The sequence below is a fragment of the Pantoea sp. SGAir0215 genome (assembly GCF_043543215.1).
In genome coordinates this window covers 3,149,257-3,175,532 of record NZ_CP028031.1, presented here as the reverse complement: position 1 = coordinate 3,175,532, position 26,276 = coordinate 3,149,257, and the positions used below count along the sequence as shown (strand labels likewise).

At 52.2% G+C, this 26,276-nt stretch carries 33 protein-coding genes; 11 read left to right on the top strand and 22 right to left on the bottom strand.

Features of this window, described 5'->3' with window-relative positions; translation table 11 throughout:
• Window positions 1-3 precede the first annotated feature (3 nt).
• Window positions 4-255 carry an Arc family DNA-binding protein gene (locus C1N64_RS14860; RefSeq protein WP_006119599.1) on the top strand — a complete coding sequence of 84 codons (252 nt, stop codon included), beginning with the start codon at window positions 4-6 and terminating at the stop codon, window positions 253-255.
• Window positions 256-324: 69 nt separating this feature from the next.
• Here C1N64_RS14860 and C1N64_RS14855 read toward each other — a convergent pair whose 3' ends face one another.
• Together C1N64_RS14855 and dcm are read right to left on the bottom strand one after the other, a co-directional pair.
• Window positions 325-1,941 (bottom strand): methyl-accepting chemotaxis protein, encoded by a 1,617-nt coding sequence (locus tag C1N64_RS14855; RefSeq protein WP_367143916.1) that lies wholly within the window; start codon window positions 1,939-1,941, stop codon window positions 325-327.
• 101 nt (window positions 1,942-2,042) lie between these two features.
• A complete protein-coding gene (dcm, locus tag C1N64_RS14850) occupies window positions 2,043-3,431 on the bottom strand; it encodes a DNA (cytosine-5-)-methyltransferase (RefSeq protein ID WP_282497973.1) in 1,389 nt (462 codons plus the stop codon).
• Between the two features lie 233 nt (window positions 3,432-3,664).
• On the opposite strand from dcm, the gene C1N64_RS14845 reads away from it, so the two are divergent.
• The 5 genes from C1N64_RS14845 (at window position 3,665) to C1N64_RS14825 (ending at window position 6,018) form a co-directional block, all read left to right on the top strand.
• The gene (locus C1N64_RS14845; protein WP_394514911.1) at window positions 3,665-4,144 is read left to right on the top strand and encodes a very short patch repair endonuclease; all 480 of its coding nucleotides are present in this window, start codon (window positions 3,665-3,667) and stop codon (window positions 4,142-4,144) included.
• 65 nt (window positions 4,145-4,209) lie between these two features.
• The gene (locus C1N64_RS14840; protein ID WP_006119595.1) at window positions 4,210-4,485 is read left to right on the top strand and encodes a hypothetical protein; all 276 of its coding nucleotides are present in this window, start codon (window positions 4,210-4,212) and stop codon (window positions 4,483-4,485) included.
• A 99-nt stretch (window positions 4,486-4,584) separates the two neighbouring features.
• Window positions 4,585-5,487, top strand: coding sequence for a DUF808 domain-containing protein (locus C1N64_RS14835; RefSeq protein ID WP_054633597.1), 903 nt, complete (start codon window positions 4,585-4,587; stop codon window positions 5,485-5,487).
• Window positions 5,488-5,531: 44 nt separating this feature from the next.
• Window positions 5,532-5,663: a hypothetical protein gene (locus C1N64_RS14830; protein ID WP_006119592.1), complete on the top strand. Its 132-nt coding sequence runs from the start codon at window positions 5,532-5,534 to the stop codon at window positions 5,661-5,663.
• Window positions 5,664-5,835: 172 nt separating this feature from the next.
• Window positions 5,836-6,018 (top strand): YodC family protein, encoded by a 183-nt coding sequence (locus C1N64_RS14825; protein WP_033742091.1) that lies wholly within the window; start codon window positions 5,836-5,838, stop codon window positions 6,016-6,018.
• A gap of 94 nt (window positions 6,019-6,112) precedes the next feature.
• Here C1N64_RS14825 and C1N64_RS14820 read toward each other — a convergent pair whose 3' ends face one another.
• The 3 genes from C1N64_RS14820 to C1N64_RS14810 all read right to left on the bottom strand — a co-directional run bounded on the left by C1N64_RS14820 (window position 6,113) and on the right by C1N64_RS14810 (window position 8,755).
• Window positions 6,113-7,333, bottom strand: a complete 1,221-nt coding sequence (locus C1N64_RS14820; protein WP_033742089.1) for a glycosyltransferase family protein — start codon at window positions 7,331-7,333, stop codon at window positions 6,113-6,115.
• Window positions 7,334-7,373: 40 nt separating this feature from the next.
• Complete coding sequence (locus C1N64_RS14815) at window positions 7,374-8,159, bottom strand: mannosyl-3-phosphoglycerate phosphatase-related protein (protein WP_058708345.1); 786 nt, start codon at window positions 8,157-8,159, stop codon at window positions 7,374-7,376.
• A 365-nt stretch (window positions 8,160-8,524) separates the two neighbouring features.
• On the bottom strand, window positions 8,525-8,755 hold the full coding sequence (locus C1N64_RS14810; protein ID WP_394514910.1) for a DUF2525 domain-containing protein: 231 nt from the start codon (window positions 8,753-8,755) through the stop codon (window positions 8,525-8,527).
• A 304-nt stretch (window positions 8,756-9,059) separates the two neighbouring features.
• Between C1N64_RS14810 and C1N64_RS14805 the strand changes: the two genes are divergently transcribed.
• Window positions 9,060-9,218 (top strand): YqaE/Pmp3 family membrane protein, encoded by a 159-nt coding sequence (locus C1N64_RS14805; RefSeq protein WP_006119587.1) that lies wholly within the window; start codon window positions 9,060-9,062, stop codon window positions 9,216-9,218.
• Window positions 9,219-9,280: 62 nt separating this feature from the next.
• Window positions 9,281-9,475, top strand: a complete 195-nt coding sequence (gene dsrB / locus C1N64_RS14800) for a protein DsrB (protein WP_006119586.1) — start codon at window positions 9,281-9,283, stop codon at window positions 9,473-9,475.
• Between the two features lie 106 nt (window positions 9,476-9,581).
• Here the strand turns inward: dsrB and C1N64_RS14795 are convergent, their stop codons facing one another.
• From C1N64_RS14795 to fliF, 15 genes are all read right to left on the bottom strand, one after another.
• A complete protein-coding gene (locus C1N64_RS14795; RefSeq protein ID WP_367143918.1) occupies window positions 9,582-11,288 on the bottom strand; it encodes a methyl-accepting chemotaxis protein in 1,707 nt (568 codons plus the stop codon).
• A 136-nt stretch (window positions 11,289-11,424) separates the two neighbouring features.
• Window positions 11,425-12,060, bottom strand: a complete 636-nt coding sequence (gene rcsA / locus C1N64_RS14790) for a transcriptional regulator RcsA (protein WP_006119584.1) — start codon at window positions 12,058-12,060, stop codon at window positions 11,425-11,427.
• A 627-nt stretch (window positions 12,061-12,687) separates the two neighbouring features.
• The gene (gene fliR / locus C1N64_RS14785) at window positions 12,688-13,473 is read right to left on the bottom strand and encodes a flagellar biosynthetic protein FliR (protein ID WP_006119583.1); all 786 of its coding nucleotides are present in this window, start codon (window positions 13,471-13,473) and stop codon (window positions 12,688-12,690) included.
• Entirely contained in the window at window positions 13,473-13,742 is a 270-nt protein-coding gene (gene fliQ, locus C1N64_RS14780) for a flagellar biosynthesis protein FliQ (protein ID WP_033742083.1), read from the bottom strand. Before fliQ ends, fliR begins: the two co-directional genes overlap by 1 nt.
• A gap of 26 nt (window positions 13,743-13,768) precedes the next feature.
• The gene (gene fliP, locus C1N64_RS14775; protein WP_033742230.1) at window positions 13,769-14,500 is read right to left on the bottom strand and encodes a flagellar type III secretion system pore protein FliP; all 732 of its coding nucleotides are present in this window, start codon (window positions 14,498-14,500) and stop codon (window positions 13,769-13,771) included.
• Entirely contained in the window at window positions 14,500-14,898 is a 399-nt protein-coding gene (fliO, locus tag C1N64_RS14770) for a flagellar biosynthetic protein FliO (protein ID WP_033742082.1), read from the bottom strand. Before fliO ends, fliP begins: the two co-directional genes overlap by 1 nt.
• 1 nt (window position 14,899) lies before the next feature.
• Window positions 14,900-15,313, bottom strand: a complete 414-nt coding sequence (gene fliN / locus C1N64_RS14765) for a flagellar motor switch protein FliN (RefSeq protein ID WP_006119577.1) — start codon at window positions 15,311-15,313, stop codon at window positions 14,900-14,902.
• Window positions 15,306-16,313, bottom strand: a complete 1,008-nt coding sequence (gene fliM / locus C1N64_RS14760) for a flagellar motor switch protein FliM (RefSeq protein ID WP_006119575.1) — start codon at window positions 16,311-16,313, stop codon at window positions 15,306-15,308. The genes fliN and fliM overlap by 8 nt, the downstream gene beginning before the upstream one ends.
• A gap of 4 nt (window positions 16,314-16,317) precedes the next feature.
• Complete coding sequence (gene fliL, locus C1N64_RS14755) at window positions 16,318-16,803, bottom strand: flagellar basal body-associated protein FliL (RefSeq protein ID WP_006119574.1); 486 nt, start codon at window positions 16,801-16,803, stop codon at window positions 16,318-16,320.
• Between the two features lie 129 nt (window positions 16,804-16,932).
• On the bottom strand, window positions 16,933-18,201 hold the full coding sequence (locus tag C1N64_RS14750) for a flagellar hook-length control protein FliK (protein WP_367143919.1): 1,269 nt from the start codon (window positions 18,199-18,201) through the stop codon (window positions 16,933-16,935).
• On the bottom strand, window positions 18,198-18,641 hold the full coding sequence (gene fliJ / locus C1N64_RS14745) for a flagellar export protein FliJ (protein WP_033742078.1): 444 nt from the start codon (window positions 18,639-18,641) through the stop codon (window positions 18,198-18,200). The genes C1N64_RS14750 and fliJ overlap by 4 nt, the downstream gene beginning before the upstream one ends.
• Window positions 18,642-18,669: 28 nt before the next feature.
• Window positions 18,670-20,031 carry a flagellar protein export ATPase FliI gene (gene fliI / locus C1N64_RS14740; protein WP_033742076.1) on the bottom strand — a complete coding sequence of 454 codons (1,362 nt, stop codon included), beginning with the start codon at window positions 20,029-20,031 and terminating at the stop codon, window positions 18,670-18,672.
• Window positions 20,031-20,726: a flagellar assembly protein FliH gene (gene fliH / locus C1N64_RS14735; RefSeq protein ID WP_367143920.1), complete on the bottom strand. Its 696-nt coding sequence runs from the start codon at window positions 20,724-20,726 to the stop codon at window positions 20,031-20,033. Before fliH ends, fliI begins: the two co-directional genes overlap by 1 nt.
• Complete coding sequence (fliG, locus tag C1N64_RS14730; protein WP_006119564.1) at window positions 20,719-21,711, bottom strand: flagellar motor switch protein FliG; 993 nt, start codon at window positions 21,709-21,711, stop codon at window positions 20,719-20,721. The genes fliH and fliG overlap by 8 nt, the downstream gene beginning before the upstream one ends.
• Window positions 21,708-23,426 (bottom strand): flagellar basal-body MS-ring/collar protein FliF, encoded by a 1,719-nt coding sequence (gene fliF / locus C1N64_RS14725; RefSeq protein ID WP_033742074.1) that lies wholly within the window; start codon window positions 23,424-23,426, stop codon window positions 21,708-21,710. Before fliF ends, fliG begins: the two co-directional genes overlap by 4 nt.
• A gap of 233 nt (window positions 23,427-23,659) precedes the next feature.
• On the opposite strand from fliF, the gene fliE reads away from it, so the two are divergent.
• Together fliE and C1N64_RS14715 are read left to right on the top strand one after the other, a co-directional pair.
• On the top strand, window positions 23,660-23,971 hold the full coding sequence (fliE, locus tag C1N64_RS14720) for a flagellar hook-basal body complex protein FliE (RefSeq protein WP_006119561.1): 312 nt from the start codon (window positions 23,660-23,662) through the stop codon (window positions 23,969-23,971).
• A 758-nt stretch (window positions 23,972-24,729) separates the two neighbouring features.
• Window positions 24,730-25,020, top strand: a complete 291-nt coding sequence (locus tag C1N64_RS14715; RefSeq protein WP_033742072.1) for a hypothetical protein — start codon at window positions 24,730-24,732, stop codon at window positions 25,018-25,020.
• Window positions 25,021-25,275: 255 nt separating this feature from the next.
• On the opposite strand, the gene C1N64_RS14710 is transcribed toward C1N64_RS14715, so the two are convergent.
• Window positions 25,276-25,473 (bottom strand): hypothetical protein, encoded by a 198-nt coding sequence (locus C1N64_RS14710; RefSeq protein ID WP_006119494.1) that lies wholly within the window; start codon window positions 25,471-25,473, stop codon window positions 25,276-25,278.
• A gap of 249 nt (window positions 25,474-25,722) precedes the next feature.
• On the opposite strand from C1N64_RS14710, the gene C1N64_RS14705 reads away from it, so the two are divergent.
• Window positions 25,723-25,989 (top strand): hypothetical protein, encoded by a 267-nt coding sequence (locus tag C1N64_RS14705; protein WP_367143922.1) that lies wholly within the window; start codon window positions 25,723-25,725, stop codon window positions 25,987-25,989.
• Between the two features lie 37 nt (window positions 25,990-26,026).
• Here the strand turns inward: C1N64_RS14705 and C1N64_RS14700 are convergent, their stop codons facing one another.
• Entirely contained in the window at window positions 26,027-26,266 is a 240-nt protein-coding gene (locus C1N64_RS14700; RefSeq protein ID WP_033742070.1) for a DinI-like family protein, read from the bottom strand.
• Between the last annotated feature and the right edge of the window lie 10 nt (window positions 26,267-26,276).

Here is a 26,276-nt window from a genome sequence, read left to right as displayed (position 1 = left end):
GAAATGACCGAAACTGTTAATTTGACGATTAAAATTGATCCTGCATTGAAAGAACACATTAAACAGCTGGCGCTTGAAAACCAGGTATCAATGAGTCAGGAGATCGTGCAACGTCTGCAGGCCAGCCTCGAAGCACCTTCTCAGCCCGCCATCGACAGTCAGAACACGGAAGAAGGCGCGTCGGATGCTTTAAGTTCCAGCGAAATCAAACAACTGCGTACGCTGCTTAAGAAGCAGAGTAAGAAAAAGAAATAATGGTTATCGGTTGTTCTCGCGATGAAAGCCGCCTTTGATAAAGGCGGCTTTTTTATTCAGAGCGCGTGTTCAGACGGCAATGCGAAATTGTTGCACGCTTTCGGCCAGGCGTGAGGCCTGATGTTGTAAGGTATCGGCGGTACGCACCTGCCGTGCCGTAAGCCCCTCGTTGGTATGCAGTTCCTTGTCCAGCGCCACCACTTCGGCGGCAATGCCAGACACGCGGCGACTTTGTGCTGTGGCGTTTTCCTCCAGTTCTTTTAACTGGGTGACCACGGCGCTGACCGACTGGCTGATTTGGTAAAACAAGGCTTCCAGTGACTTCACCTTGTTGAATCCCTCAGAAATATGCAGCTGTGTATTGTTCACCAGCCCGTTAATCTGCTGAGCCGACTCGCCGCTTTTATTCGACAGGGTACCCATCTCTTTTGCCACGACGCTAAAGCTGCGTCCATAAACCCCTGCATGCGCTGATTCAATCGCCGCATTCAACGCCAGCAGACGCGTTTGCAGTGAAAGACCGTCCAGCAGCTCGACAATGCCGGCGATTTCCCCTGAGGAATCGACGATGTGGCGCATCTGCACCTCCATTTCATAGACCTGACTGGCGCACTGCTGCATCAGTTCATCCGCGACATGTGCCTGCTGTGCGGCCTGTTGCGAAAACAGCGTACTGTTTTCAACCTCTTCCGAGACACGATGCAGGCGCTGCGAAATATGACTAAAGCTGCTGTTTTGCACCTTATAGTGCTCGCTTACCTGGTCATTGGTATGCTGCATTTCCCGCGCGCCCTCCGCCACGCTGGCGGCTATGGTATTAATTTCTGCCACAATGGTGCGCAGCCCTTGCCGCATATCCGCCACCGCGTTAAACAATCCGGCGGTTTCTAACGATTGCAGACGAGGCGGTTGCGGGCAACTGACTAAGTCGCCAGTGGCGATAGCCTGCAGCTGGCGGCTGGCCAGTCTTAAAGGAATAATCACGCCGCGCAGCAGCAAAACTCCACCCGTCAGCAACAGCGTAAACAGCAGCCCTGTGACCAGCAGCGACAGGTTACGGCTGGTGGTCAGCGTCTCCAGTGTCAGGTTGTTGACGGCAGAAAGCTGTTTGTTGGCCTGGGTGATTTCGTTAAACCAGGCGCTGTTAAACTGCTGCTGATAAGCCTGCATCGGCACCATAAAGAACGCATCGATATTATTGGCTTCCAGGCCTTTAAGCTGCTCTTCAAGGCCCTGGGTTAACATCATGAAACCCTGCTCAAGCTCCCCCTTGGGAACGGCATGGTACTGAGCAAACAGCTGTTCTGCATGCACGAGTGAGGATTTTGCGGTTTCCGCCAGGCTCTTCCAACTGTCCACCGATCCACTTTTCTGATCTTCCATCAGATAAATGCCTGCCCGGTGACTGTTATCGCTGGCCGTCAGCAGCTCTATGCGAGCGTGATCGAGCAGCGCCAGCCGGTCGCGCATGGCACTCGCCTGCGTCAGGTTCACTTTGGTATGGCTGACCTGCGCGGTCAGCAGAACAATCCCGATGGATTGCAGCAAACAAAACAGCACAACGAACAGCATAAAATTGCCGCGCAGGCTGGTAAGCCAGGTGGGCACCGGGGGCAGTTTGACGCGATAGCGACGCTTCAGACTGCGCAGGGATAACAACGTGAGAGGTGACATCATTCTACCCATCAAGTGAAAAAGCAGCAGTATTCTGGGCTTGTATGACGAGGTTGTGACAATATCGCCTGGCAGCGGGAAAAGAGGAGAAAGGTTGCGCCTAAGCGCAACTTTTAGCGTGTTTTATGCTGTAAATCGCGGATGTAGGGCAGGAGAAGCTGCGCCACGGCGGCAAAAACGGGGACGACAACGGAATTACCAAACTGTTTATACGCTTGCGTGTCGGAGACCGGAATGCGAAAAGGCTCACTGCCGGCATCATCGAAGCCCATGATGCGTGCGCATTCACGGGGCGTAAGACGACGGGGACGATGCGCCATATTGGTGGCATCAAGGAAATCACGCTCGCCTTTATCCGCGTCCCAGCCGCGATCGATCAAAATCTCAGAGCCATCTTTATAGTAGCGGGCAGACAGGGTGCGCACGCAGCACTGCAGATTGCGCGGATCGTTCAGACCAAAGCCAAAGCCATTTCCCAGCGCTTTATGCTTTTTGGCATACTGATACAGATAACGCCACAGCACCGGCGACAGGATGTACTTATCATCAGGTGCGGCTTCCAGCAAACTTTGCAGGCTGGGCACCTGGGCAGGGAAAAAGCGTTTGATGTCGCGCAGGGTAAAATTCTCGCAGCCGGCAATGTCCCGTCGAATGCCCACCAGCACAATACGCTCGCGGTGTTGAGGCAAGAAATGGCGGGCATCAATCACTTTCGGATCCGGTGCACTGGCATCGGCATCCGCGACGGCATAGCCCAGCTCATCCAGCGTGTCCATGATGATGGCAAAGGTCCGGCCTTTGTCATGGCTTTTTAGGTTCTTCACGTTCTCCAGCACGAAGAAGGGCGGTTTTTTGGCGGCAAGAATGCGTGCTACATCAAAAAATAGCGTACCCTGCGCCTGACATTCGAACCCATGCGCCCGACCCAATGCATTCTTCTTACTGACGCCAGCCAGCGAAAAAGGCTGACAAGGAAAGCCTGCCAGCAGCACCTGATGATCGGGGATGGCTGCATCAATGGAGGAGTAGATCGCTGCTTCATCGTTTAGCCCGGCAGGCTGCGTGACCTGGCGGATATCGGTATTGAAGTGGTGCTCAAGCGGATCGCTGTAATGGTTGGCCCGGTACGTGCGAATCGCCTCTTTATTCCACTCACTGGTAAAGACACATTTTCCACCAATGCGCTCAAATCCGCGACGAATCCCCCCGATGCCGGCGAACAGATCAACAAAACGAAACGCAGGTGCATCATAATGTGCAGGACGAGACGGCAATAAGCGTTCGAACAGATCCCGCTCCGCAGTGCTCAGCACGGGCAGCGTGCTTTTACCCTGACGAATACGGTTGATGAGCGTCGGTGACCAGTGCGCAAAGCCGGCCTGATGCAGTCGGGCAACGATATCCCTGACGGAATAGATCGACAGGACCTGGTGTAACAGATTCAGTTCATCGGAATGCAGAGCTGCAGAAAGAAGAGGTTCAGCGGTTGCGACGGCGTGCATGCAAATATCCTTAACAGTGAAGCGCCTATGCTATCACTCCTTGCCCGATGAGGAAATCCGCCTGACGCGGCGGCGGTATGCTGCAAAACACGCGAGTGGGAAAGTCAGGACAGGTAGCACCGGACGCGTGATTACCGTCCGGAAGCGGCAAAAAAATGGCTGCTTTTGTACAGGTGGCTTTCGCTTTTCAGGACGGCGACTAAAGTTGAAAGAGTAGCCTTTAAGGAGATGCTATGGCCGACGTTCACTCCAGCGAAACGCGCAGCAAAAACATGCGCGCTATTCGCCAGCAGGACACTGCGATTGAGCAACGCATCGCACTGTTGCTTAAAGATCGCGGATTCACTTACCGGGTTCAGGACAAAAACCTGCCAGGGCGGCCTGATTTTGTCCTGACCGCTCATCAGGCCATTATCTTTGTGCACGGCTGCTTCTGGCATCGTCATCACTGCTATTTGTTTAAGATACCCGCCACGCGCACCGAGTTCTGGATAGGCAAGATTAACAGCAACGTCGAACGAGACCATCGCTATGTCCGGCAGTTACGTGAGAGCGGCTGGAAGGTTCTCATCATCTGGGAATGTGCACTGCGTGGCAAACTCCGTCTCGACGACGACGCGTTGCTTGAACGACTGGAAGAGTGGTTACTGGTGATGAATGACAGTGCTGAAATCGATCATCAGGGCATTCATCATTATCGTGAGCAGGAATGATCGGGCCTTGCTCATCAGTAACATAACATGTTAGATAGACGCTTTTCCGTGACCGGGAGACCGAGATGAGCAGCATAAAACTGACGGTTAAACGTCTCTACCAGATTCGTGATGAGCGCATGGTGAATACCAAAGCCACCGCGAGAATTTATGTGGGCGAAACGCTGGTGGCCACGGAAGAAATTACCGGCATGACGGAAAGCCCGGTCAGTAAATACCTGCATAGCGAAGGACTGGCTGGGCAAGCGGTGCGCGTCGAATGGGATTGTGAGGGCATCGCAGAGATGACGGTAACGGAAATCGAACGATGCCCATGTTGTCAACATAACGAACCGGAATAGTCACAACGCACGCATCGTATGCCGTTGGGCTTCGTCGAGGATGAGGCCTTCACTGTTTGCGATGTAAGTCGTTGTCGATGACCGTATAAGGGACATATTTTGGCAGGAACCAGTTTATTAACGTTGCTGGATGATATCGCCACGCTGCTGGATGATATCTCTGTAATGGGCAAAGTCGCGGCAAAGAAGACGGCGGGCGTTCTGGGTGACGATCTGTCACTGAATGCGCAACAGGTCAGTGGCGTAAAAGCCAATCGCGAACTGCCGGTCGTGTGGGGCGTGGCCAAAGGCTCGTTTCTGAACAAGCTGATTTTGGTGCCGCTGGCGCTGATTATCTCGGCATTTGCGCCGTGGTTAATCACGCCGCTGTTGATGATTGGCGGCGCTTACCTTTGTTATGAAGGTGTCGAGAAAGTGCTGCACAGCCTGCAACACGACAAGCAGCAAAATTCACCGGAGGCCCGTCAGCAGCGCCTGGATAACCTGGCAAAGCAGGACCCGCGTGAATTTGAAAAGAAAAAGGTTAAAGGGGCTGTGCGCACCGATTTCATTTTGTCCGCCGAAATCGTCGCGATTACGCTGGGCATCGTTTCGGAAGCACCGCTGCTGAATCAGGTTCTGATCCTGGCGGGCATTGCCATTCTGGTCACGATTGGCGTTTACGGTATTGTGGCGGGCATCGTGAAAATCGATGATCTGGGATTCTGGTTAAAGCAAAAATCGTCACGGGTGGCCCAGTCAGTTGGTGCCGTGCTGCTGGCTGCGGCACCCTGGCTGATGAAAATATTAACCGTGGTGGGCACGCTGGCCATGTTCCTGGTGGGAGGGGGCATCATTGTTCACGGGATAACGCCTTTGCACCACTTTATTGAAAATGCTATCGCTCCGTTTAGCGGTCTGGTGTCAGGGCTGCTGAGTAACGGCGCTAACCTGGTGATTGGTTTTATCATTGGGTCGATCGTGCTTTTAGTGGTTAACCTTATTGCCAAACTGCGTGGGTAATCGGTATAACAGCGCCTTCTTTTACGCGTTCTGGGGAGAAAACAATGAGCGACGATATGTTTGAATTCGATATAGATGCTCAGTTAGAGCAGGCCGAAGCCAAGGCAGAAAAAAAGGCGGCCGAAGTGCCTGACGACCTGAGTGACGAAGCGGACTGCGAAGGCTGCAAAATCTGATTCATCCTCCCTCTGAAGCGGATAGCCTCTTATCCGCTTTATTCCTTTCCAGGATAACCTTCTACTTTATTCTGAATTTGCCCTTTTTCTGCGCGCCTTAACAGCAGCAACTTTTTTACCATGCTATAAATAAATATTAAGAATTAATGTCAATGGATAAAGAGGGCGCAACATGGTTTTTGCAATCAGTGATGAAGTGCAGCATAAGGACGGCGGGCAAACGATGGTGGTGACCGGTCATGCCAGCGGCATGGTAGAGTGTCGCTGGTATGATGGTTATGCGGTCAGAAGCGAGGCGTTTCGGACAGATGAGCTCAGCCACACCCGTGAGTCACAACCGCAGTTAACGTCCTGATTGCAGATGACCGGGCCGGTGTTGTACACCTGGCCCGTCTGTCTTACTTCCAGGCATCACGTCACGTAATAGCCTGTCTTCCACCTATGGCATGCTAGACGTTACCGTCATTATCCTCTTCCACCGCCTTGTAAATTCGTTGCAGAATATCCGGGAAGGCAGACTGAACCCGACTCCAGCTTGGGATAAACGGCTTGTCATTTGGGCGTTCTATAAAGGACTGACCCGCATCCAGGATAGCCTGGGTAAACATCTCGACCGCAGCCTCTTCCACGTGCTGATCGAATTTCAGTCCGTTCATGGCGGCCTCATGATTGTAGATTTCCATCATATCTAACGCATTGCGATAGTAGGTGGCTTTCAGCACGCGGAAGGAGTCGCTGGTGAGCGGCACGCCCATGGTGGCAAGTTTACGTAAAAGCGACTGAACAATATCGTTGCTCATGCGCTTCAGGCCGCCTGTTCCGTCATCCTCTGCCAGCGGCTGATGCTTGTGGTCATAATTATCCGCAATCTCAACCTGGCACGACTGGCGTGTGGTGTAATTGCGATAGATCTCGGAGAGCACGCCAATCTCCAGGCCCCAGTCACCCGGAATTTTAATCCCGTTAAGGACATGAGTACGCATGGCGAACTCGCCGGAGAGCGGGTAACGGAAACTGGAGAGGTAATCAAGGTACTCCGAGTGACCATACACTTTTTGCAGGGAACGCAGCAGCGGCCCGACTAATAAACGGCCCACGCGACCATTGAGTTTGCCGTCGGCGACACGCGCATAAAATCCTTTACAAAACTCATACTGAAACGCGGGATTCGCCAGCGGATAAAGCAGACGTGCCAGCATACCGCGCTCATAGGTAACAATATCGCAATCGTGTAGCGCGACACAGCTGGTGCGGTCGGAGGCCAGCGTATAGCCGGTGCAGAACCAGACGTTACGCCCTTTGCCCGGATTCGTCGGCGACAAACCTTCTTTATCCAGTTCCGCGTCGATCGCCTTCAGGCGGGGACCATCATTCCATAAGATCCGATGGCGCTGCGGCAGGCGAGAAAAGAACTCGCGGGCATGGAGGAACTGATCGCGATCGGCCCGGTCAAGGCCAATGACAATTTCATTCAGATACGGCACTTTCGCCAGTTCATCGACGATTTTGCTCAGTGCCGGTCCTTCCAGCTCAGAAAACAGGGAGGGCAGAATTAACCCCATTTTGCGTTTACGCGCAAAACGCACCATTTCTTTTTCCAGCGATTCGACGCTGCGGTGCGTGAGATTATGAAAGTTAGTAATTACGCCATTCTGAAAGAAATCACTCATTGCATCATCCTTATGGGGTTGCCCGAGGAACCACAGCCGTTCATGGCTGCGTTAAAAAATGGTCCAGACCTTCGCGCCAGCCTTCAGGGCCGTGATGCGTTGTATGATAAACCTGCCCATCATTACGCGTTAACGTGACAGGGTTTTTGCTGAAGCCTTTAATCACGATGGCATAATCGACCGCATCGAGCATAGGTGCATCGTTAGGGCCATCACCCAGTCCAATCGTGATCAGATCCTGATGGCTGTAATGCGACAGTAATTTATGCAGGGCATGGCCTTTTCCACTTCGGGCCGGCATCACGTGCCAGAAGCGGCCGCCCTGGGTAAGCGTCAAATGGTAGTCAGCCAGCGCATGGCGAAAACGGTCTAACGCCTCGTCGGTATCGCGCCAGACGATAACTTCGGAGGCATCGCGCTGGCGGGCGAGCGCGGCCTCGGCTTCCGGTAAACCTGTCATTGCCGACACGTCGCTGTCGCTAAAATCCTGAAAACCGCTAAAGCGGAACTGCTGTTTCATCGCGCTAAGAATCCGACAGATGGCGACGTAGTTCAGCTTATCGTCAGGGATACGAACGGGTTTGTCCTCACGGAGATAGAGAACCGCGCCGTTTTCGGCGATAAACGGCGTACCGCTAATCCCGATTTTTCGTTGCAGCGGCAGAATTTCCGCCGCCGTCTTGCTGGAGCAAATCACCACAGGAATCTGATGCTGGCTGAAGGTCTCCAGCCATGCTGTGGCGGCATCCCAGTTGTAGTCGTGGTGGTCAAGCAGCGATCCATCGAGGTCGGTCACGATCATCAGCGATTCATTCAGGTTGGGCATCCAGGTCTCCTCCACACGGCTCACGTTAGCCACGGCATCTGTTTAGTGTAGTTGAGTCCTGAAAAGGCCCGAGGTTCCGTACTCATGCAGACAGAACCAGGAGGATTCTTAAAACCCGATAGGACAAAAAGCGGGAGCGGTCAGAATGTGCACGACGCATGGCGCGCACGCTGCGGCTTGCGTAGGCAGGAGGAGAGCAGGAGCAGAATAAGATGAGCGAAACGTGCATCGCAGAAGCTTGTTTTCATTACCGGAACAGCTACTCTGAGAAAGCAGTATGTCTTCCCTGGTGTAACGATTTGAATACTTGCCTGGCCTGTGCCGGGTATTTTTTTGCCTGCTATTCCGCCCGGCGAGCGATCCCGCTAGCGATTGATCTCACTGTAGCGGCAATCGTGAATGTCCATCTCACACTGCTCCGCAGGTTCACGGCACGGCGCTGTCGGCCCGCCAGCATTTTTTTCAGCCTGCGCAACCCGAGGCGAAAAATAGTCCTGTACCTGTCCTGCCGTGTCACGCTGGATGGCATGAAGAAGCGCATCCATTTCACTGTCCCGATCACTTTGGTTTTCATCTGAAGCGAGAAAATGCGTCATAGTCTGCCTCCAAAGAGCAACGTGAATACTGAGTATAGAACGGCGGGCTGACAGCAGGGAAGGGTAAAAAAAAGCCCGCGCTGCGCGGGCAAAATAATCCTTGTTACTTTGGGTGTGTTGTTTTCCTGGGGTAGGAAAGCAACGCAATGAAGTGTAACGATTCTCGTGTTAAACGTCCGGCTGTGAAGTGTCAGGAAAACGAAAAAAACCATGACTCAGATTTACCTGACTTTTCCTGTAACCCTTCAGAAAACGGCTATATTGGTAAGCAAAACGGTTTTTCTCAGTACCTAAAGGAATGGTTATGGACTTACTTCGAATTCTTATCGCTATTTTACTTCCACCACTGGGCGTTTTCCTGCAGGTCGGTTTTGGCGGCGCGTTCTGGCTGAACATTTTACTGACCTTGTGCGGCTACATTCCCGGCATCGTCCATGCCGTGTGGGTGATTGCCCGCCGTTAATGCCTGCATTCGTCCTACGCTTCCATTACACTGTTATCAGGAACGTTTCTGGAGAGTAACAGATGAAGGTAGACGATCGCGTAAGCGTTAAAACCGACGGTGGACCCCGGCGAATCGGTACGATCCTGGCGGTAGAACCTTTTAACGAAGGGACGATGTTTTTGGTGGCGCTGGACGATTATCCGCAGGGGATCTGGTTTTTTAACGAGAATAATCACCGGGACGGCGTTTTTGTCGAGCCCTGGGTTCCCGCCTGATTATCGGTCAGTCTGATGAAAACGCCCGCGATGTCTGAGGATGTCGCGGGCGTTTACTTTTATCTGTCCTGTCACGCATGTCACAGGACAGGGGCGTCCGCTTGGGTCAGAACGTTTCCCAGTTTTCATGACCGGAGGTAGTGGCTACCGGACGTAGCACGGGTGAGCTCGCTTTCGGTGCCACGTCTTTAACATCGGGAGCTTTCGCGACCGGTGTGTCGACTAAGCGAAATGCGGAAACCGCTTTCGTCAGTTTACCCGCCTGATCTTCCAGTGATGCCGCCGCCGCTGAGGCTTCTTCAACCAGCGAGGCGTTCTGCTGGGTCACGTTATCCATTTCCGTTACCGCCTGGCTCACCTGCTGAATACCGCGGCTTTGTTCATCCGAGGCGGCAGCAATCTCAGACATGATATCGGTCACGCGACGCACCGCTTCGACAATTTCACCCATCGTACTGCCGGCCTCGCCAACCTGATGCGAGCCACTGCTGACTAACTTCACAGACTCGGCAATCAGGGATTCAATTTCCTTCGCGGCCTGGGCGCTGCGTTGTGCCAGACTACGGACTTCACTCGCAACAACCGCAAAGCCACGTCCTTGCTCCCCTGCGCGCGCCGCTTCGACGGCGGCGTTCAGCGCCAGAATATTGGTCTGGAAAGCGATGCTGTTAATCACATTGGTGATCTCAGCAATTTTCTTCGAGCTGCCAGAAATATCGTTCATGGTTTTCACTACACCACTGACCATGTCGCCACCGTTGCGTGCTTTATCTGATGCATCGGCTGCGAGTTGGCTGGCATGGTGCGCGTTATCGGCGTTCTGTTTCACCGTCGCCGTTAACTGCTCCATGCTGGCTGCGGTCTGCTCAAGGGCGGCGGCTTGCTGCTCCGTCCGCGAGGAAAGGTCGGTGTTACCGGCTGAAATTTCACTGGAGCCTTGATAAATGGCGATAGCGCCTTCACGCACCGTACCGACCGTTTTGACTAACGATTCCTGCATGCGCTGCAGATTATCCAGCAGTAAGCCGATTTCGTTACGACCGTGCGGTACTGAAGGGGCGGTTAAGTCACCCTGAGCGATACGCTCGATATGGGCAACCGATTTGCGTAAAGGCGTGATCACGACCCGACGGAGAAAAACAAAGGTCAGCAGCACCAGCACCAGCGCAGCCACAAACGCACCACCCATGGAAATAAAACCAATACGTGACTGTTCGGCAGCCTTGGCGTTAATGAAATCAGAACGGATATCCCGAAGTTTGATCGCCTTGACCAGCACAGCGTTATAAGCGTTATCCAGTTTACGCGTGGTGTCGGTTTCCTGGGCAATGATGCTTTCGAAACTGCCCTGTTTACCGGCATCAATCATCGGCTTCAGGCCTTTTTGAACATACTCTTTGAAGCGAGTAGTGAGCTCTTCGTCCAGCCTGACGTCTTCGGGGGTTTTATTCTTGCGGTTCAGGTAGACGTTGAGGCCATTTTCAGCCTGCTTAATACGCTCATCCGTTGCGGCAAGGTTGGCATTGAAATCATCCATCTCACCAATACGCGCGGCCGCACCGGCCTGGATGATATTCAGTCGGGCAGAGCGGAGGTTTGAGGAGCTGTCGATCAGACCGTTGCGAACCTGAATTTCCTCAGTCGCATCTTTCAACGACTGATTACTCAGGATGAGGAAGTAGCTGGAAATGCCTATACAGAGTGCGAACAAAAATAATATCCCGCCGAAAATCAAACTAAACAGCGGGACCAGTCTGAGATTTTGCCAAAAACTGACGTTGTGATGTCCTTCATTAATCAGCGTTGTGTTCATTTCCTTGCTCTCTTAAGGGGGCCTGATGAAAAAAACATCGGCAGGAGCAGGAAAAGGTTTATGCTGAAAATTGAGATCTTGATCGCTAATCACTAAAAAAAACCGGCCTTTTGGGCCAGTTCTGTGAGGCGGCAAACTATCTTACGTTGACGTAAATACCAGAGGTCACGTTATCGGTTAAGCGCACGACATGGTAAATAACCTGCTTGTTGTGCGTTTTAATTTTCCGCTTAATGTTTCCTTTATGGGAAGAGACCGTCTTCGCTTTAATTTGCATTTTGTCGGATATCTGAATGGTATCATGACCCGACATCCACATTTTCAGCATATTTGACTCAGTCTGGCTCAACGTCAGAGGGTGAACGTCCAGCCCTGAGGAAATACGCGGAGACATGTTAAGTTTCTTTTGCAAATACGTGCTAAGGAGAGAATCCAGCGTTGAAGGTTTAATGGCTTTCGACGTAATAATTAAATTTTTTCGGACATACAGATATTCTTCAAAATGAATATTACTGATAGCCATAAAAATAAAAAACAGTGTTTCGGGATGCTGATTAATAATGCTGCGAATGCGCTCGCTTGAGTCGGTTTCGTGAATGAAACAGTCTTCATTAATAAACACAACACCTGGTTTCAACTGCTCACATCTTTGCTGTAATTGCTCAATATCGGAGACAGAAGTAATATTTTTCTTCTTCACTCCTTTAGAAGACATATAGTCCGATAATCCCAGGCGTGTGTAGTTGCAGGAATCCATAATAATCGTTGGCATGTTAGCGACCCTCACCAATTTGTTATCCGTTTAAATCAACGATGAATTACGCGTTGCGGTACGAGAAGATTTCCAAAGCGCTTTTTTTTATTCTGCTGATGCAGCGTGGCAACGGGCAAACGCCCGTAAAAGTCTTCTTCCTTGACCCGTTCTGCAAAATTTTTTCTTACTCTGGCCCCACACCTGGCGTCGAATCCACATCGGGTATTGATGTAAAGTCGTACCGGAGCGAAACACCGTTTTTGGGAGCAATGTCACTATCGCTGAAAACCCAGAGTTTTCTGATAGGACAAGTCTTAAAAACATTTGTTTCACGAAAGTGTAAGGCTGAAGAGTGAGTTGACAATGCCGGAAAAAACATTTTCTGACAAGAAAAATCACACAATATTTTTTCTTGTTTAATTTCAATGCATTGCCGATTTTATCACCAAAACAACCCTGTCGATGACTCTGTGTACCGCCCGACTAAAATACGCGATGCGCGGTTTAATAAGAATTATTTTAAGACTTATCGCACATTTATCAGAATATCCTTAGTTGATTTCTGGAAAATATGGTTTGAAAAATGCCCGGATAGTTGTGAATTTCTTAAGTATGGAAAAGAAAAAATAGTTAGATACTTAATGTTCAGGAGGGGGACAGTTCGGTGAGGAACTGGGCCAGAAGATCAAATATTTCGCCGAACAGGTGCTCACAGAACGGGGCGAGAAGGGGCATCAGCAGGCTGATTGTCAAAATGCCGACTGATAAGGTAATCGGGAAGCCGATCGCGAAGATTGATAACTGTGGTGAAAGACGGTTTAACAAACCCAGGACCATGTTTAGCGTGAGTAGCAGAACGATCAAGGGTAACGCTAACATCATGCCATTAAGGAAAATCATGCCGCCTGATTTTGCCAGCGCCATAAAAGCATTAGCTTCAAGTGGTGTTCCACCTACAGGAAGTGTATGAAAACTGTCCGCCAACAGTGAGATAAGCCACAAATGACCGTTGAAGGATAAAAACAGTAACATGGCCAGCATGTCGAGAAAACGCGCAAGGACCGGCATATTAAGCCGACTGGCGGGATCAAAAAACGTCGCAAATGACAGACCCATTTGCAAACCAATCAGTTCACCGGCCGCCCGGACAGCTGCAAAGGCAAACTGCATCGTAAAACCAATGGCGATACCAATCAGCATTTGCTGAATCAGCAGCATGAAACCGGCCGGCGAAAACAGGGTGACGTTCACCGGCGGTAACAGCGGGACCAGCAACCAGGTGATCATGGCCGCCAGGCCGATTTTCACCCGTTTGCTGATGGCGCGCTCACTCAATACCGGCGCTGTCGCAATCAGCGCCAGAATGCGCACCATCGGCCAGAAAAACTGGCTTATCCAGTGAACAAGCTGGCTGCTGTCGAGCGTAATCATCAGCCGATGATATAGGGCAGGTTAGAAAAAACGGTGCGGATATAATCCAGCAAGACGTTTAACATCCAGGGACCGGCAACGACGCCCGTGGCCGCCACCGCAATAATCTTAGGAATGAAAGACAGCGTTTGTTCATTAATCTGGGTCGCTGCCTGTAGCAAGCTCACCAGTAAACCGCTGACCAGGGCGGCCAGCAGCATCGGAGCGGCCAGCAGCAACGCGACGCGCATCGCCTCCTGGCCCATTACCATTACCGATTCAGGTGTCATGAATATCTCCTGTGCAATTCACAAGATCAGGAATAGAAACTTTGTGCCAGCGATCCAACCAGCAACTGCCAGCCATCCACCAGAACAAATAACATTAATTTAAAGGGCAGGGCGATGGTTGCCGGCGGCACCATCATCATACCCAGCGCCATTAATACGCTGGCCACGACAAGGTCAATAATTAAAAAAGGAATAAAGACGGTAAATCCAATCTGGAAGGCGGTCTTTAATTCACTGGTCACATAAGCAGGTAATAAAATACGCATCGGCACGGCTTCCGGCCCGACAATGGGAGGAGTATTTGCCAGACGGGCAAATAGCGCTAAGTCAGCTTCACGCGTTTGACGCAGCATAAATTCACGCAGGGGTTGTGCGCCTTTATCAATGGCCACATCCATACTGATTTTATCCTGACTGAAAGGCAGATAGGCATCCTGATAAATTTTATCAAAGGTAGGTGCCATAATAAAAAAAGTTAAAAAGAGCGTCAGGCCAAGTAATACCTGATTGGGCGGCGCAGAGGGCGTGCCCAGCGCATTACGCAGCAGACCAAAAACAATAATGATGCGGGTGAAGCTGGTCATCATTAACAGAATGGCCGGCAGAAACGTCAATGAGGTAATAAATACCAGCGTTTGTACCGGAAGTGACCAGCTCTGGCCACCATTGGCTAATGGCTGGCTTACCAGGCCTGGTAACTGGGCGTGAGCAACCGGTGCCAGCAACAGCAGCGGCAGAAGAGGGAGCAGTCGACGCATCATGGGTTTTTTCCGGGACGTTTAACCAGATTCTGTAATAACTGACGAAAATCCTGCGGTGCTGCCTTTTCCGCGGTGTCTACATCGGGTGAACCCGGTGGCAACGTATGCAGGTGGGTAATTTGCTGTGCCGTTACGCCCAGTACCAGACGGGCATCTGGCGTATCAACGATGACGACGCGCTCGCGCTGACCGACCTGGACACTGGCCGTGAGCGTCAGCTCACGGCTGCCGACTTTTTTCGGCGCAAAGCCCATACGACGGGCCAGCCAGGCGCATGCCAGAATCAACAGGATAATAACAACCAGAACACCACTTACCTGAGTCAGTACAGAGCCCGCTGAGATGGCGGGCGTCTGCGGTGTAGCCGGTTGGACAGTATGATTCTGGTTATTCATATTAACGGCTCAGACGGCGCATACGTTCTGAAGGCGTAATGATGTCGGTGATACGCACACCATATTTGTCGTTAACGACCACGACTTCACCCTGCGCAATCAGGTAACCGTTAATCAGGATATCCAGCGGCTCGCCTGCGAGACCATCCAGTGAGACCACAGAACCCTGTGTCAGACGCAGCAGTTCTTTGATGGTCATCTTGGTGCGGCCCAGTTCCACAGTCAGTTTTACCGGGATATCCATAATCAGGTCAATATCCTGCAATGAGCCTGAAGTGTTGCTGCTTTCAAACGATTTGAAAACGTCATCACTCTGTGAGGTGCTGGCACCAGAGCCCACCTGCTCATTCATTGCTTCAGCCCACAGATCGTCCGCAGAGATGGTGTCATCGGACGGTTTCTTGCTGTCAGTCATGGGGCTGTTCCTCGTTAAGCGAATTCAAAATCGGGTTAATCAAATGTTCTACACGCAGCGCATACTGACCGTTAAGTGTACCGTACTGGCTGGTTAAAACAGGCACACCGTCCACGTGGGCAATAATGCGCTCGGGTTTTTCAATCGGCAGGACATCGCCGGGTTTCAGCTGCAACACGCGTGACAGACGCAACGACGTTTCAGCAAAATGGGCAATCAGTTCCAGTTCAGAATGCTGAACCTGCTTCACCAGATTGTCCCGCCAGTGTGTATCTTCTGACCGCGAGTTTTCCAGCGGCGGATTCACCAGCATTTCACGCAAAGGTTCAATCATCGAAAACGGAATACAGATGTTGAACTCACCGACAAGGTTGCCAATCTCGACCTGGAACGGCGTGTTGACGACGATATCGTTAGGCGATGTGGTGATGTTGGTGAACTTCACCTGCATTTCCGAACGGACGTACTCGACATCCAGAGGATAAATCGCTTTCCACGCATCGCTGTAGCCATCAAGCGCCAGTTTCAGCATACGACGAATGACGCGTTGCTCGGTATGCGTGAACTCACGTCCTTCTACTTTAGTCGGAAAACGCCCATCTCCGCCAAAAAGGTTATCAACGGCAATAAACACAAGGCTCGGTGAAAACACGACCAGAGCCGTGCCGCGCAGCGGCTTCAGGTGGATCAGGTTCAGGTTCGTTGGCACCGGCAGGTTGCGGGCAAACTCATGGTATGGCTGAATCTTGATCGCGCCCACGCTAATATCCGGGCTACGGCGCAGCAGGTTAAACAGCGCCATACGGAAATGACGGGCAAAACGCTCGTTAATAATTTCCAGCGCCTGTAAACGCTCGCGCACCACACGGCGCTGGGTATTGGGATCATAAGGGCGAATATCGCCCTCTGGCCCGTTTTGTTTCTTTTCTTCTTCCGCGCTGCCACTGTCGCCGTTTAATAGCGCGTCAATTTCAGCCTGGGAGAGAATGCTGTCGCCCATTGATTCACCTCAAAATGAAGGCGGTAAACAGTACGTCGTCTACGACCTGCGGAGGTTGACCTTTCACCAGCGGTGGTGCCAGCGCCTGTTTGATTTGCTCAACAAGCGCTTGCTTTCCTTGCTCTGTCGCCAGCGCAGCAGCGCTCTGGCGAGAAAGCAGCAGTAACAGACGACTGCGAACCTCAGGCAGATAGTCACTCATCCGACGACGCGTTTCTTCATCCGGCAGACGCAGAGTAAACCCTACGTACAGTACACGGTCTGGATCGTTGTCGGGATTGACCAGGTTAACCGTAAATGTATCAAGTGCAAAAAAGACCGGGGCGGGAGGCGGTTCAACTTTCGCGACCTCCGGCTTATCGCCCTCATGTTTATTCATTATTCGCCAGACTGCATAGCCTGCCACGCTGCAAGCGGCCAGCGTTACGATCAGCAACACTGGAATCAGGATTTTACGTTTGCGACCTTTAGCTTTCGCGTTATCAGACATTTTAGCAGTTACTTCCTGTGAATTATGGGCGAGCCTCTCGGCTCACCTGAACAGATTATCGCGTGTCTTAAGTCAAACAATGGCAAGAAAAGACACGGGTTTTACGCTTACCTTCAGCGTTTGTCGCTGTCAGGCAAAGGTGTCGACGGCGCCCTTACCGTTTAACCGGGCCTGAAGAGCCTGCGGTACGGCAATCGGCGTGATGTCATTATCACTGTCCTGGGTCAGAGAGAAGCTGCCGTGCTGTCCGTCGCGACGCGCCTCCTGCTGATGCTGGAAGCTTTGCCCTTGCGCGAAACTGTCACTGCTGACCTGACTCTCACCCAGGTTAATACCATTTTCAGCCAGCGCAGTGCGCAGCTGAGGAAGCGCGGCTTCCAGTGCAGCCCTGACATGGCTGTGACCTGAAACCATATTTAACTGTGCCTGATCGTTATTCAGTTTCAGGCTGATCTGGATCGCACCGAGATCTTCTGGATGCAGGCGTAACTCCGCATTCTGCTGGCCGTTACGACTGAACATCACAATTTGTTGACTCAGGGCCTGCTGCCATTCATTGCTACCCAGGTGGGCATTCAGCATCGGCGTAGACGGCGTGTTCATCGACGCAGAGGCCGTGAAGGGTTGCATAACGCTGCTGGCGCTGGTTATCGGCGCGGAAATCATCGTCTGATTATCGCTGGCTGCAGCGTTTATCGGACGCTCATCCTGCTTGTTGACGCTGCTCAGTATCTGCTGAAAACTGGCGTCTGTCGTCAACTGTGCCGGTGTCGATGCGGTTTGCGTCGTGGCTGCGGGCGTTACCCCACGGCTGGCCTGGTCAACGTTACTGGCCAGACGACTGGCGTCCTGCACCTTGCTGTTTTTCGCGTTTTTGTCATCACCGCTCAGTGCCGTGGTCACCGCCTGCGTCAGTGCCGATAAGGCAGAACGCGGTCCGGCATCGCGTTGCATATCCACGTCACGCGTCGTCGTGCTGTCTTTCACGGCCTGTTGCAAGCCGGTTGCCGGTAACATGGCAAACAGCGCCTGAATATTTTGCATATCGCTGCTGTTCAGCGCGGCCTCTTTCGCGTCACCCTTATCATCGGCTGATTTTGTACCGGCTTTAATATTTTCCGGTTTAAACAGCGCACTAAGTGCAGTCGGGTTTTCCAGCGAAGAGATCAATGCATTCAACGACGTGGCAACCTTGCTGTCGTCATCAGCGACACTATTTTTTTCTGCTGCAACCGTGGTTTTACTGTGCAGTTTCGCCAGGGAAAGCAACTGATTTCCCAGCGTAGTGATAAAGTCCTTCGGTAGCGCCTCGCCACCGCTCAGCAGATCGGTTGTCCCCGATGTTTCAGCGGTGCCGGTTGTTTTCGTTGTCAACGCAATGTTTGGCAGCGTAATCATTCGCCTTTCCTCAGTGCAGCCCGTTGGGCAAATTCATCCATCCGTTTCTGGTCGAGACGGTTTTCTTGTCGTAATGCATTTTCTTCTGCCCGGGTAATCAGCGTCTGATAGGCATTGAGGCGTTGTTGTTTTTCACGCCAGTTAACCAGTGCCTGTTCAAGCCGTTGATTCCATTGCTGCAACTGACTGCGGTGTTGCTCAATGGCTTTTTCCAGCGTCTGAATGAACTGGTGATAGTTCGTCCAGCGGTTGCTGGCAATACCGCTGGACATGTCGCTGTTCAGCTTGTTGCGGTATTCATCCTGATAGTCAAGCAACATACTGAGCTGCTCGTTTGCAGCCTGCTGGCCACGCCGCATATCGCCTAACAGCACGGCGGCGCGTTCAAGATCCTGTTCCGCCAGGTCACGCAAAGTGTCAATGGCATTGACTGTTTTCATTACGATGTCCTCATATCAAACGCGCGAATTAACCGAACAATGCATGTAAATGCAGGCAGGCATCGTCGTACTCACTGCGCTCAAAAATGCCTTGTTGCAGGAAGGCTTCCATCTGCGGATAAAGCTGAATGGCTTTGTCCAGCATCGGATCGCTACCGGCGGCATAGGCACCGACGCTGACCAGATCCCGGTTGCGCTGGAAACTCGAGAGCAACTGTTTGAACTGGCGCACGCGTGCATAATGGTTTTCATCAATCAGTGACGTCATGGCACGACTGATTGAGGCTTCAATATCAATCGCCGGATAATGGCCGGCTTCGGCCAGACGACGTGACAGCACAATGTGGCCGTCAAGAATGGCACGCGCAGAGTCAGCAATCGGGTCCTGCTGATCGTCGCCTTCGGTCAGCACGGTATAAAACGCCGTGATCGAGCCGCCGCCATCGATGCCGTTACCCGCGCGTTCAACCAGGGCGGGCAGTTTGGCAAATACGGAAGGTGGATAACCTTTGGTGGCCGGCGGCTCACCAATCGCCAGCGCGATTTCACGTTGCGCCATGGCATAACGTGTCAGCGAATCCATGATTAATAAAACATGTTTACCGCGATCGCGGAAATCTTCCGCAATGCGCGTGGCGTAAGCGGCACCCTGCAGACGCAGTAGCGGTGAGACATCTGCCGGCGCGGCGATGACGACCGAACGGGCGCGGCCTTCAGCACCTAAGATGTTTTCAATAAAGTCTTTAACTTCACGGCCACGTTCACCGATTAAGCCCACCACGATCACATCGGCCTGGGTATAGCGCGCCATCATGCCGAGCAGCACACTTTTACCCACGCCTGATCCGGCGAACAAGCCCATACGTTGTCCCCGGCCAACGGTGAGCAGGGCGTTAATCGCCCGAACGCCGGTGTCCAGCACATCGGTAATAGGGGTGCGCTGTAAAGGGTTAAACGGCGGTGTGTTCAATGGAGCACGGTAGCCCGTTTCCGGGGAAGGCAAGCCATCCAGTGGGCGGCCGCTGCCATCAAGCACCCGGCCTAACAGCTGTGGCCCCAGCAGCAGCTGTTTACCTGAATGAGGGTTATCGCCGGTGGTACGGGCATAAACGCGCGCGCCGGGCAGAATGCCGTCCACTTCTTCCAGCGGCATCATCAACAGTTTCTGACCGTTGAAGCCCACGACTTCGCTTTCAATTTCGCTAATCGTTTTACCGTCATTACGTTCAATCACACAGGTCGAACCGAGCGGCAACTGCAGGCCGGTTGCTTCGAGAACCAGGCCGGTGGCACGCGTCAGCCGTCCATAGCGACGAACAGGTTGCACCTGCGCAATACGACTTTCGAAGGCATCAAGCGAGCCCAGCCAGCGGTTCAGACGAGTGGTCATTAAAACTCTCCAGGTGCGGCAAGACGGCACAGTTCCTGCCAGCGGGTTGCCACGCTCGCGTCAAGATCGCCGTCTTCGGCACTGAGCTTGCAGCCGCCGGGGTGCAGCGTATTGTCAGCCAGTAAACGCCAGCCGTGCAGATCAAGCGTTGGCCCCAGTGTTTGTTCAATCCTCAGCAGGTCATCAGGATGCACCCGAAGCTGCGGCTTACCGCTAAACATGGGCTCCTGCTGCAGTAAGCTCTGAATCTGGCGCAGCAACGCACTGCCATCCACCGTGGTGGCCTGACCAATCACCGAACGCGCGGCTTCCAGAGCCAGCTGCATCAGGCGGGCAGCAATGACGCTGTCCAGCGATTCCAGCGTATTTTGAAATTCCGTCACCAGCTGCTGCATTCGCGCCTGTAAGGGAGCCTGCTGTTGCTGCGCATCAGCAAGGCCTTGCTGAAAGCCCGCGTCATAGCCGGCTTTCTGACCTTCATTAAACCCCTGCTGATGGCCTTCGCTGTAGCCTTGACCGTGGGCTTCTTTACGCAACTGCTGCTGCATCTGCTCAAACTGCTGTTGCTGTTCGTCTTCTTCTGATTCGAAGAATTCGATTTCGGGTTCAGCCTGAATCGTCGCGGGCTCTTCAGGACGCCCCAGTTCTACAGGCTGCCATAGTTGCCAGGGGCGGGCGGAAAATGCATCAGACATAGGTTTCCTCGCCGCCACCGATTACCATCTCGCCGGACTCTGCCAGACGACGCACCACCAGCAGGATCGCTTTCTGTTCGTTCTCTACTGCAGACATACGTACCGGACCACGGTTGGCCAGATCGTCGCGCAGGATATCGGCCGCACGGGCTGACATGTTTTTGAGGAACTTCTCGCGCAGCGGCTGCTCGGCACCTTTCAGGGCGATCAGCAACTGCTCGGATTCCACTTCCTGCAACAGACGCTGGATACTGCGGTCGTCCACTTCCACCAGGTTTTCGAACAGGAACATCTCGTCGATAATTTTCTGTGCCAGTTCGCCATCGAAATCGCGTACCGCTTCGATAACCGCTTCTTCCTGCTGCGTTTTCATCAGGTTGATAATTTCGGCCGCTGTTCTCACGCCGCCCATCTTCGCACGCTTGAGGTTGGTACCGTCGAGCAGGCTGTTCAGGACTTCGGTCAGTTCTGCCAGCGCTGCCGGCTGCACACCACCGAAGGTAGCAATACGCAGCATGACGTCATGACGCAGGCGCTCATCAAACAAGGCCAGAATATCGGCAGCCTGACCCCGTTTCAGGTGGACCAGGATAGTCGCGATGATCTGTGGATGCTCGTCGCGAATCAGATCGGCTGCGGCCTGCGGTTCCATGAAGTTGAGCGTTTCCATACCACTGGTGGTATCGCGGGTTTCAAGGATATCTTCCAGCAGGCTTGACGCACGCTCTTCACCCAACGCCCGGGTCAGCACGGAGCGCAGGTAATCGTTCGAGTTGAGGCTCAGTGCCGCGAACTGCTCGGCATCGCCTTCAAACTCACGCAGCACTTCGGTCAGTTGCTTATGCGAGACCTGACGCATGCTGGCCATCGCGGCACTCAGATGCTGAACCTCACGCTGGTTCAGGTGCTTAAAGACTTCCGCCGCGCGTTCTTCACCAATGGTCATCATCAGAATGGCGCTTTTTTCAGTACCGGTCAGACTCATAGTTCGTTACTCATCCATTCGCGAATCACCAGCGCAACAACGCGCGGATCGTTTTCAGACATGTCGCGGATACGCTGGCTCATGACTTCAGCGCTCATGCGGTTATTAGATTTACGTTCCTGCTCAAGTTCATCTTTGCTGAGCTGGACGCTGTAAGCTTCCTGATCGTTCTGCTGAGCAGCACGGGCAGCCTGAGCTTCTGCAGCGGCCTGCTCTGCGGCTTTCTTACGCAGAACATGCGGACGCACCATTTTGCGATACAGGATGAACGCCACCAGCGCAACCAACAGCCATTTACCTGCATTAATCAGCTGATCAAAGAACGACTGCTGTTGCCAGAAGGGCAGTTCAGTTGATACAGGCTCGGTGGTATTAAACTGCGAGTTCACCACGTTGACAGTGTCGCCACGTGTCTGTGAATAGCCCATGGCTTCGCGCGTCAGGTCTTCAATCTGCTTCAGCTGCTGCTCATTCAGCGCAATCGCTTTGCCTTTATCGTCTTCGCGATAGTTCACCACCACGGCAACAGACAGGCGCTGCACGTCACCCACATTCATCTTGGTATGACGAATGGTACGATCCAGCTCATAGTTCACCGTATCATCACGGCGCGAGTTGGTCGGTACACTGCTGGTAGAGGCTGTGCTGGTCCGTTGACCATTGGCCGCATTGTTCTGACCATTGGCATTCTGGCCATTGGCCGCATTGTTATTGGCCGTATTGATCGGGGCCGTATTGGCTGGCGCAGGCTGGTTAGACAGTGCGCCCGGTACGCCGCCCGGATAAGGGCTGCCCGTCTGCTCGCTGGTGCTGGTCTGCTGAGAGCGAATAGACGCGTTTTTCGGATCGCCGTTCGGCTGGTACTTCTCATCCGTCTGTTCACTGGTATCGAAGTTAATCTGTGCCGTTACCTGCGCATGGACATTGCCCTGGCCCAGAATCGGGTTAAGGATCGCTTCGATACGTTGCTGGTAACGCGCTTCGACTTCGGCGGCATATTTCAGCTGTGCATCGTTCAGATCACGGCCTACTGCGTCAGAACGGGTTAACAGATGACCGCTCTGATCGACCACGGTCACGTTCCCCGGCGGTAAACCGGCCACGCTGCTGGAAACCATGTGCGTGATGGCCTGAATCTGACCTTCATCCAGCGCACGGCCCGGCTGCAGAGTTAACGTCACAGACGCGGAGGGCGCTTTTTGCTCACGTACGAAAAGGGTTGGTTTAGGCATCGCCAGATGGACGCGCGCCGTTTTCACCGGCCCCAGAGATTCGATAGTACGTGCCAGCTCGCCTTCCAGTGCGCGCTGGTAGTTCACCTGCTCGCTGAACTGGCTGATACCGAACTTTTCTTTATCCAGCAGTTCAAAACCGACGTTGCCACCTTTAGGCAGGCCCTGTTCAGCCAGACGCAGGCGCAGCTCATGCACCTTATCTTCCGGCACCATTAATGCACCGCCGTTATCCGCGAAACGATAAGGGACATTCATTTGCGTCAACTGCGTGACAATGGCACCCCCGTCCTCATTGGACAGGTTGCTGAACAATACGCTGTAGTTCGGTGTTTTGGCCCAGAGCACCAACGCAAAAACCACAGCGATAGCGGCTGCGGCTGCGACGATTAACGGAATACGTGGATTGGCACGCAGGCGAGCGAGAAGGTCACCAAAGCCTTTCGTTTCTTCATTTTGTGTGGCGGCTGCACTCGCATTCATGACCGATTCCTGCCTGACGTAATTGACCGGGTTAGTTGTGATGGCAAAACAGACTCCCTGACCTGCTTAAATAAAATTTCTACTTCAATGCCTGGCATTATTTGATGAAACGCAAAATTCGATGGGTGAATAAGCCACGGTTTTTAGCGTCATTTAGCGGCTTTGTCTTATTGACAATGTGTTAACTTCTCCCCACGTCAAAAATCTTCATCTTTTTTAATGAGGTAGCAACCATGTCAATTCAGGCAATCGACGGTGTTTTACAGCAGTTACAGATGACCTCGCTTCAGGCCAATAACAAAAGCGATGAGGTCAACAGCCATATCGATTTTGGCGCGACCATGAAAGCCGCTCTGGACAAAATCAGCGAAACCCAGACCACTGCCCGTAGCCAGGCGCAGGCGTTCGAAATGGGGAAACCCGGTGTCGCTTTAAACGATGTGATGGTCGATCTGCAAAAATCGTCTATCTCCATGCAGATGGGGATTCAGGTCAGGAACAAGCTGGTTTCGGCCTATACCGATATCATGAACATGCAGGTGTAGTCGGGAAAACGGGTCTTTATTATCAGGTATATGCCTGGCGACGTTGAGTTGGGACAAGAGCGACACAGAATGTGGCTTTACCAAAAGCGCCTTCTTGTTACTTTATACGTGTTCAACGATGCAATCGTACACCTGATAACCTTTCCTGATGCGTTCAGGCCATGCCAGCCGCGCGCGGTAGCCGAGTTGGGCCTGTCAGGGCAGCGTCTGAGACGCGATTATCGCACCACAACCTGCCTCATCATCCCTTTACTTCAGACATCTACCTGTCGGTGTTTATTCTCCTTTTCTTGCCGAAAGAAAATATATCCTGCATCTTTATCCTTCGCTTCCGTGCAGGCGTTCACTATGACATTTTCGCTGTGCCGGTTACGGCTGCATGACGCCATCCGCTAAAGTATTTTCAGCACGTTTCTTGCGTCAAAAAATATCATTTCTAATGTTGTAATTTTTCTACGACTTTTAAAAGAAAAATTAGTTAGCTTAATAACTAAAAATATCCCTGAAGGTGGGAAGTAAAAAATGAAATACTGAAAGCAAAAGATGTAATCTGGTATGTATTCGTAAGCCAGCAAAACCTGTTTACCTTAACGGCGACGCGGGTTGCGACAGCAGCGTAACAGGCACCACGCGGCTTGCATCCCCGGTTACACATCAAACGGAAATATTCCTCTTCTAATCTAATTAAAATATTTAACTGTTTAAATCTGTCGCCTGATATTAATGTCAGCATTCTTTCTGCTCACGGATATATCAACATGAGATACTTAATTCAAACACTTCTCACGAACTCAAAAAGTGGTGAGCAGATTAAATATGAAGTCTATTCGGAAAACCGGAAGTCAGATTTTATAGATAAAATTCCGGAAGGTTCCTGCACAGTGATTTCTTACAAACTGACTGAGGGGACGATTCAGTTGCTGGATCGGGATGTGAATCTGCAACCGTTATTCGATGCCCATCGACCGGCGCAGGATGTTTTTTATCCAGACGGCCCTCACCGGATCAATCTTGAGATGCTGGTCGATTATTTAAATCAGCAAGCCTGATCACGTGCAGAGGGGGCCCGCTCCCGTATCCGGCGGTTTTCTGCGCCTGCGATCCGTGTGAATAAAGGGCCAAAGCCTGTTGCCCGCCCGTCCCTGAAAGTTGCCAGGCGAGCAGCCCACATGCCAGCCCAGCTGGGTTAACGAGCAGGGAGGCATGGCTTCTCATCCTGCTGGCCTTAAAATAATGGCTGCACCAGCTTCAAAGCATGGTGCAGATCACCGTCTGCCCCGGTTAAGTGGGCGGACGGTGACATGTCATGATGCTTTGAAAGGATCCTTTTTATCATCCTGACTGTCATCATTTTTTCTGGGCACTTCACCGTGATCTTTCGGTGCATCGTTTGCGGGATGATCATCTTCCTCGTAGGCATTTCCCGCATTAGGTGCGGCTTCGGGTAATCCTTTGCTGACATCGCCTTCATGCTTACGTTTATCGTTACTTTGGTTGTGCATCGTTTGCTCCTCTTTGTCGTCCTCTAAGTCTAGACCAGCACAACAAAGCTGTGAGCGGAGACCCGTCAGCATATTTATCATCACGTAAAGACGGGGTATGACACCGCCGTTTTCCGCCTGACCACGGCGAGAAGCCATGTCCTGTAAAAGTGACTTCCGATTATTCCTAATGCAAAACCGCTATATTGTCCTACCTTTAAATCTCCAGACGATATTTTCATTGGAAAAACAACCAAAAGGAAACACAGCATGAGTGAATCAATCGAAACCAAAAGCAAAACCGATTATCTGCGTGACGTGGCATCCCAGTTGAAAGAAATGCGCCACTATGCGCAAACGAACACTGAGACGCTTTCCGCCCATTGGTTAGCCTTTGATGCCGGTGAATACAAGGATGAAGGGAATGCGGCCCGTATTGACGCATTACTGAATAAGCAGGGAACGTTGCTGGAAGATCTGGAGAAAGCCATTCAGGATATTGAAATTGAAATCAACCACAGTGAGCAGGAGAGTTAAGGTATCTCCCGCTAACTGAGGGGTGGCGATTAACGGATTAATCCGCCACCAGCCAAAACTCGGCTTCATCAAACATTTCTTCCACCAGACGCGCGACAGTGGCTTTATCATTCTTGCTGAGGTCGGTTTCTATCGCGTTACGTTCCATCGGTTTCACCTTGACCTCGATGTCAGGAAAAACACGATGCACACGCTTTTCAAGCTCTGCCAATATCATGTCGCGCGCCCCTGGCAGGCCCGCGACATTACGCTTATCGTAAATTAACTCTACAAACATAATAACCATC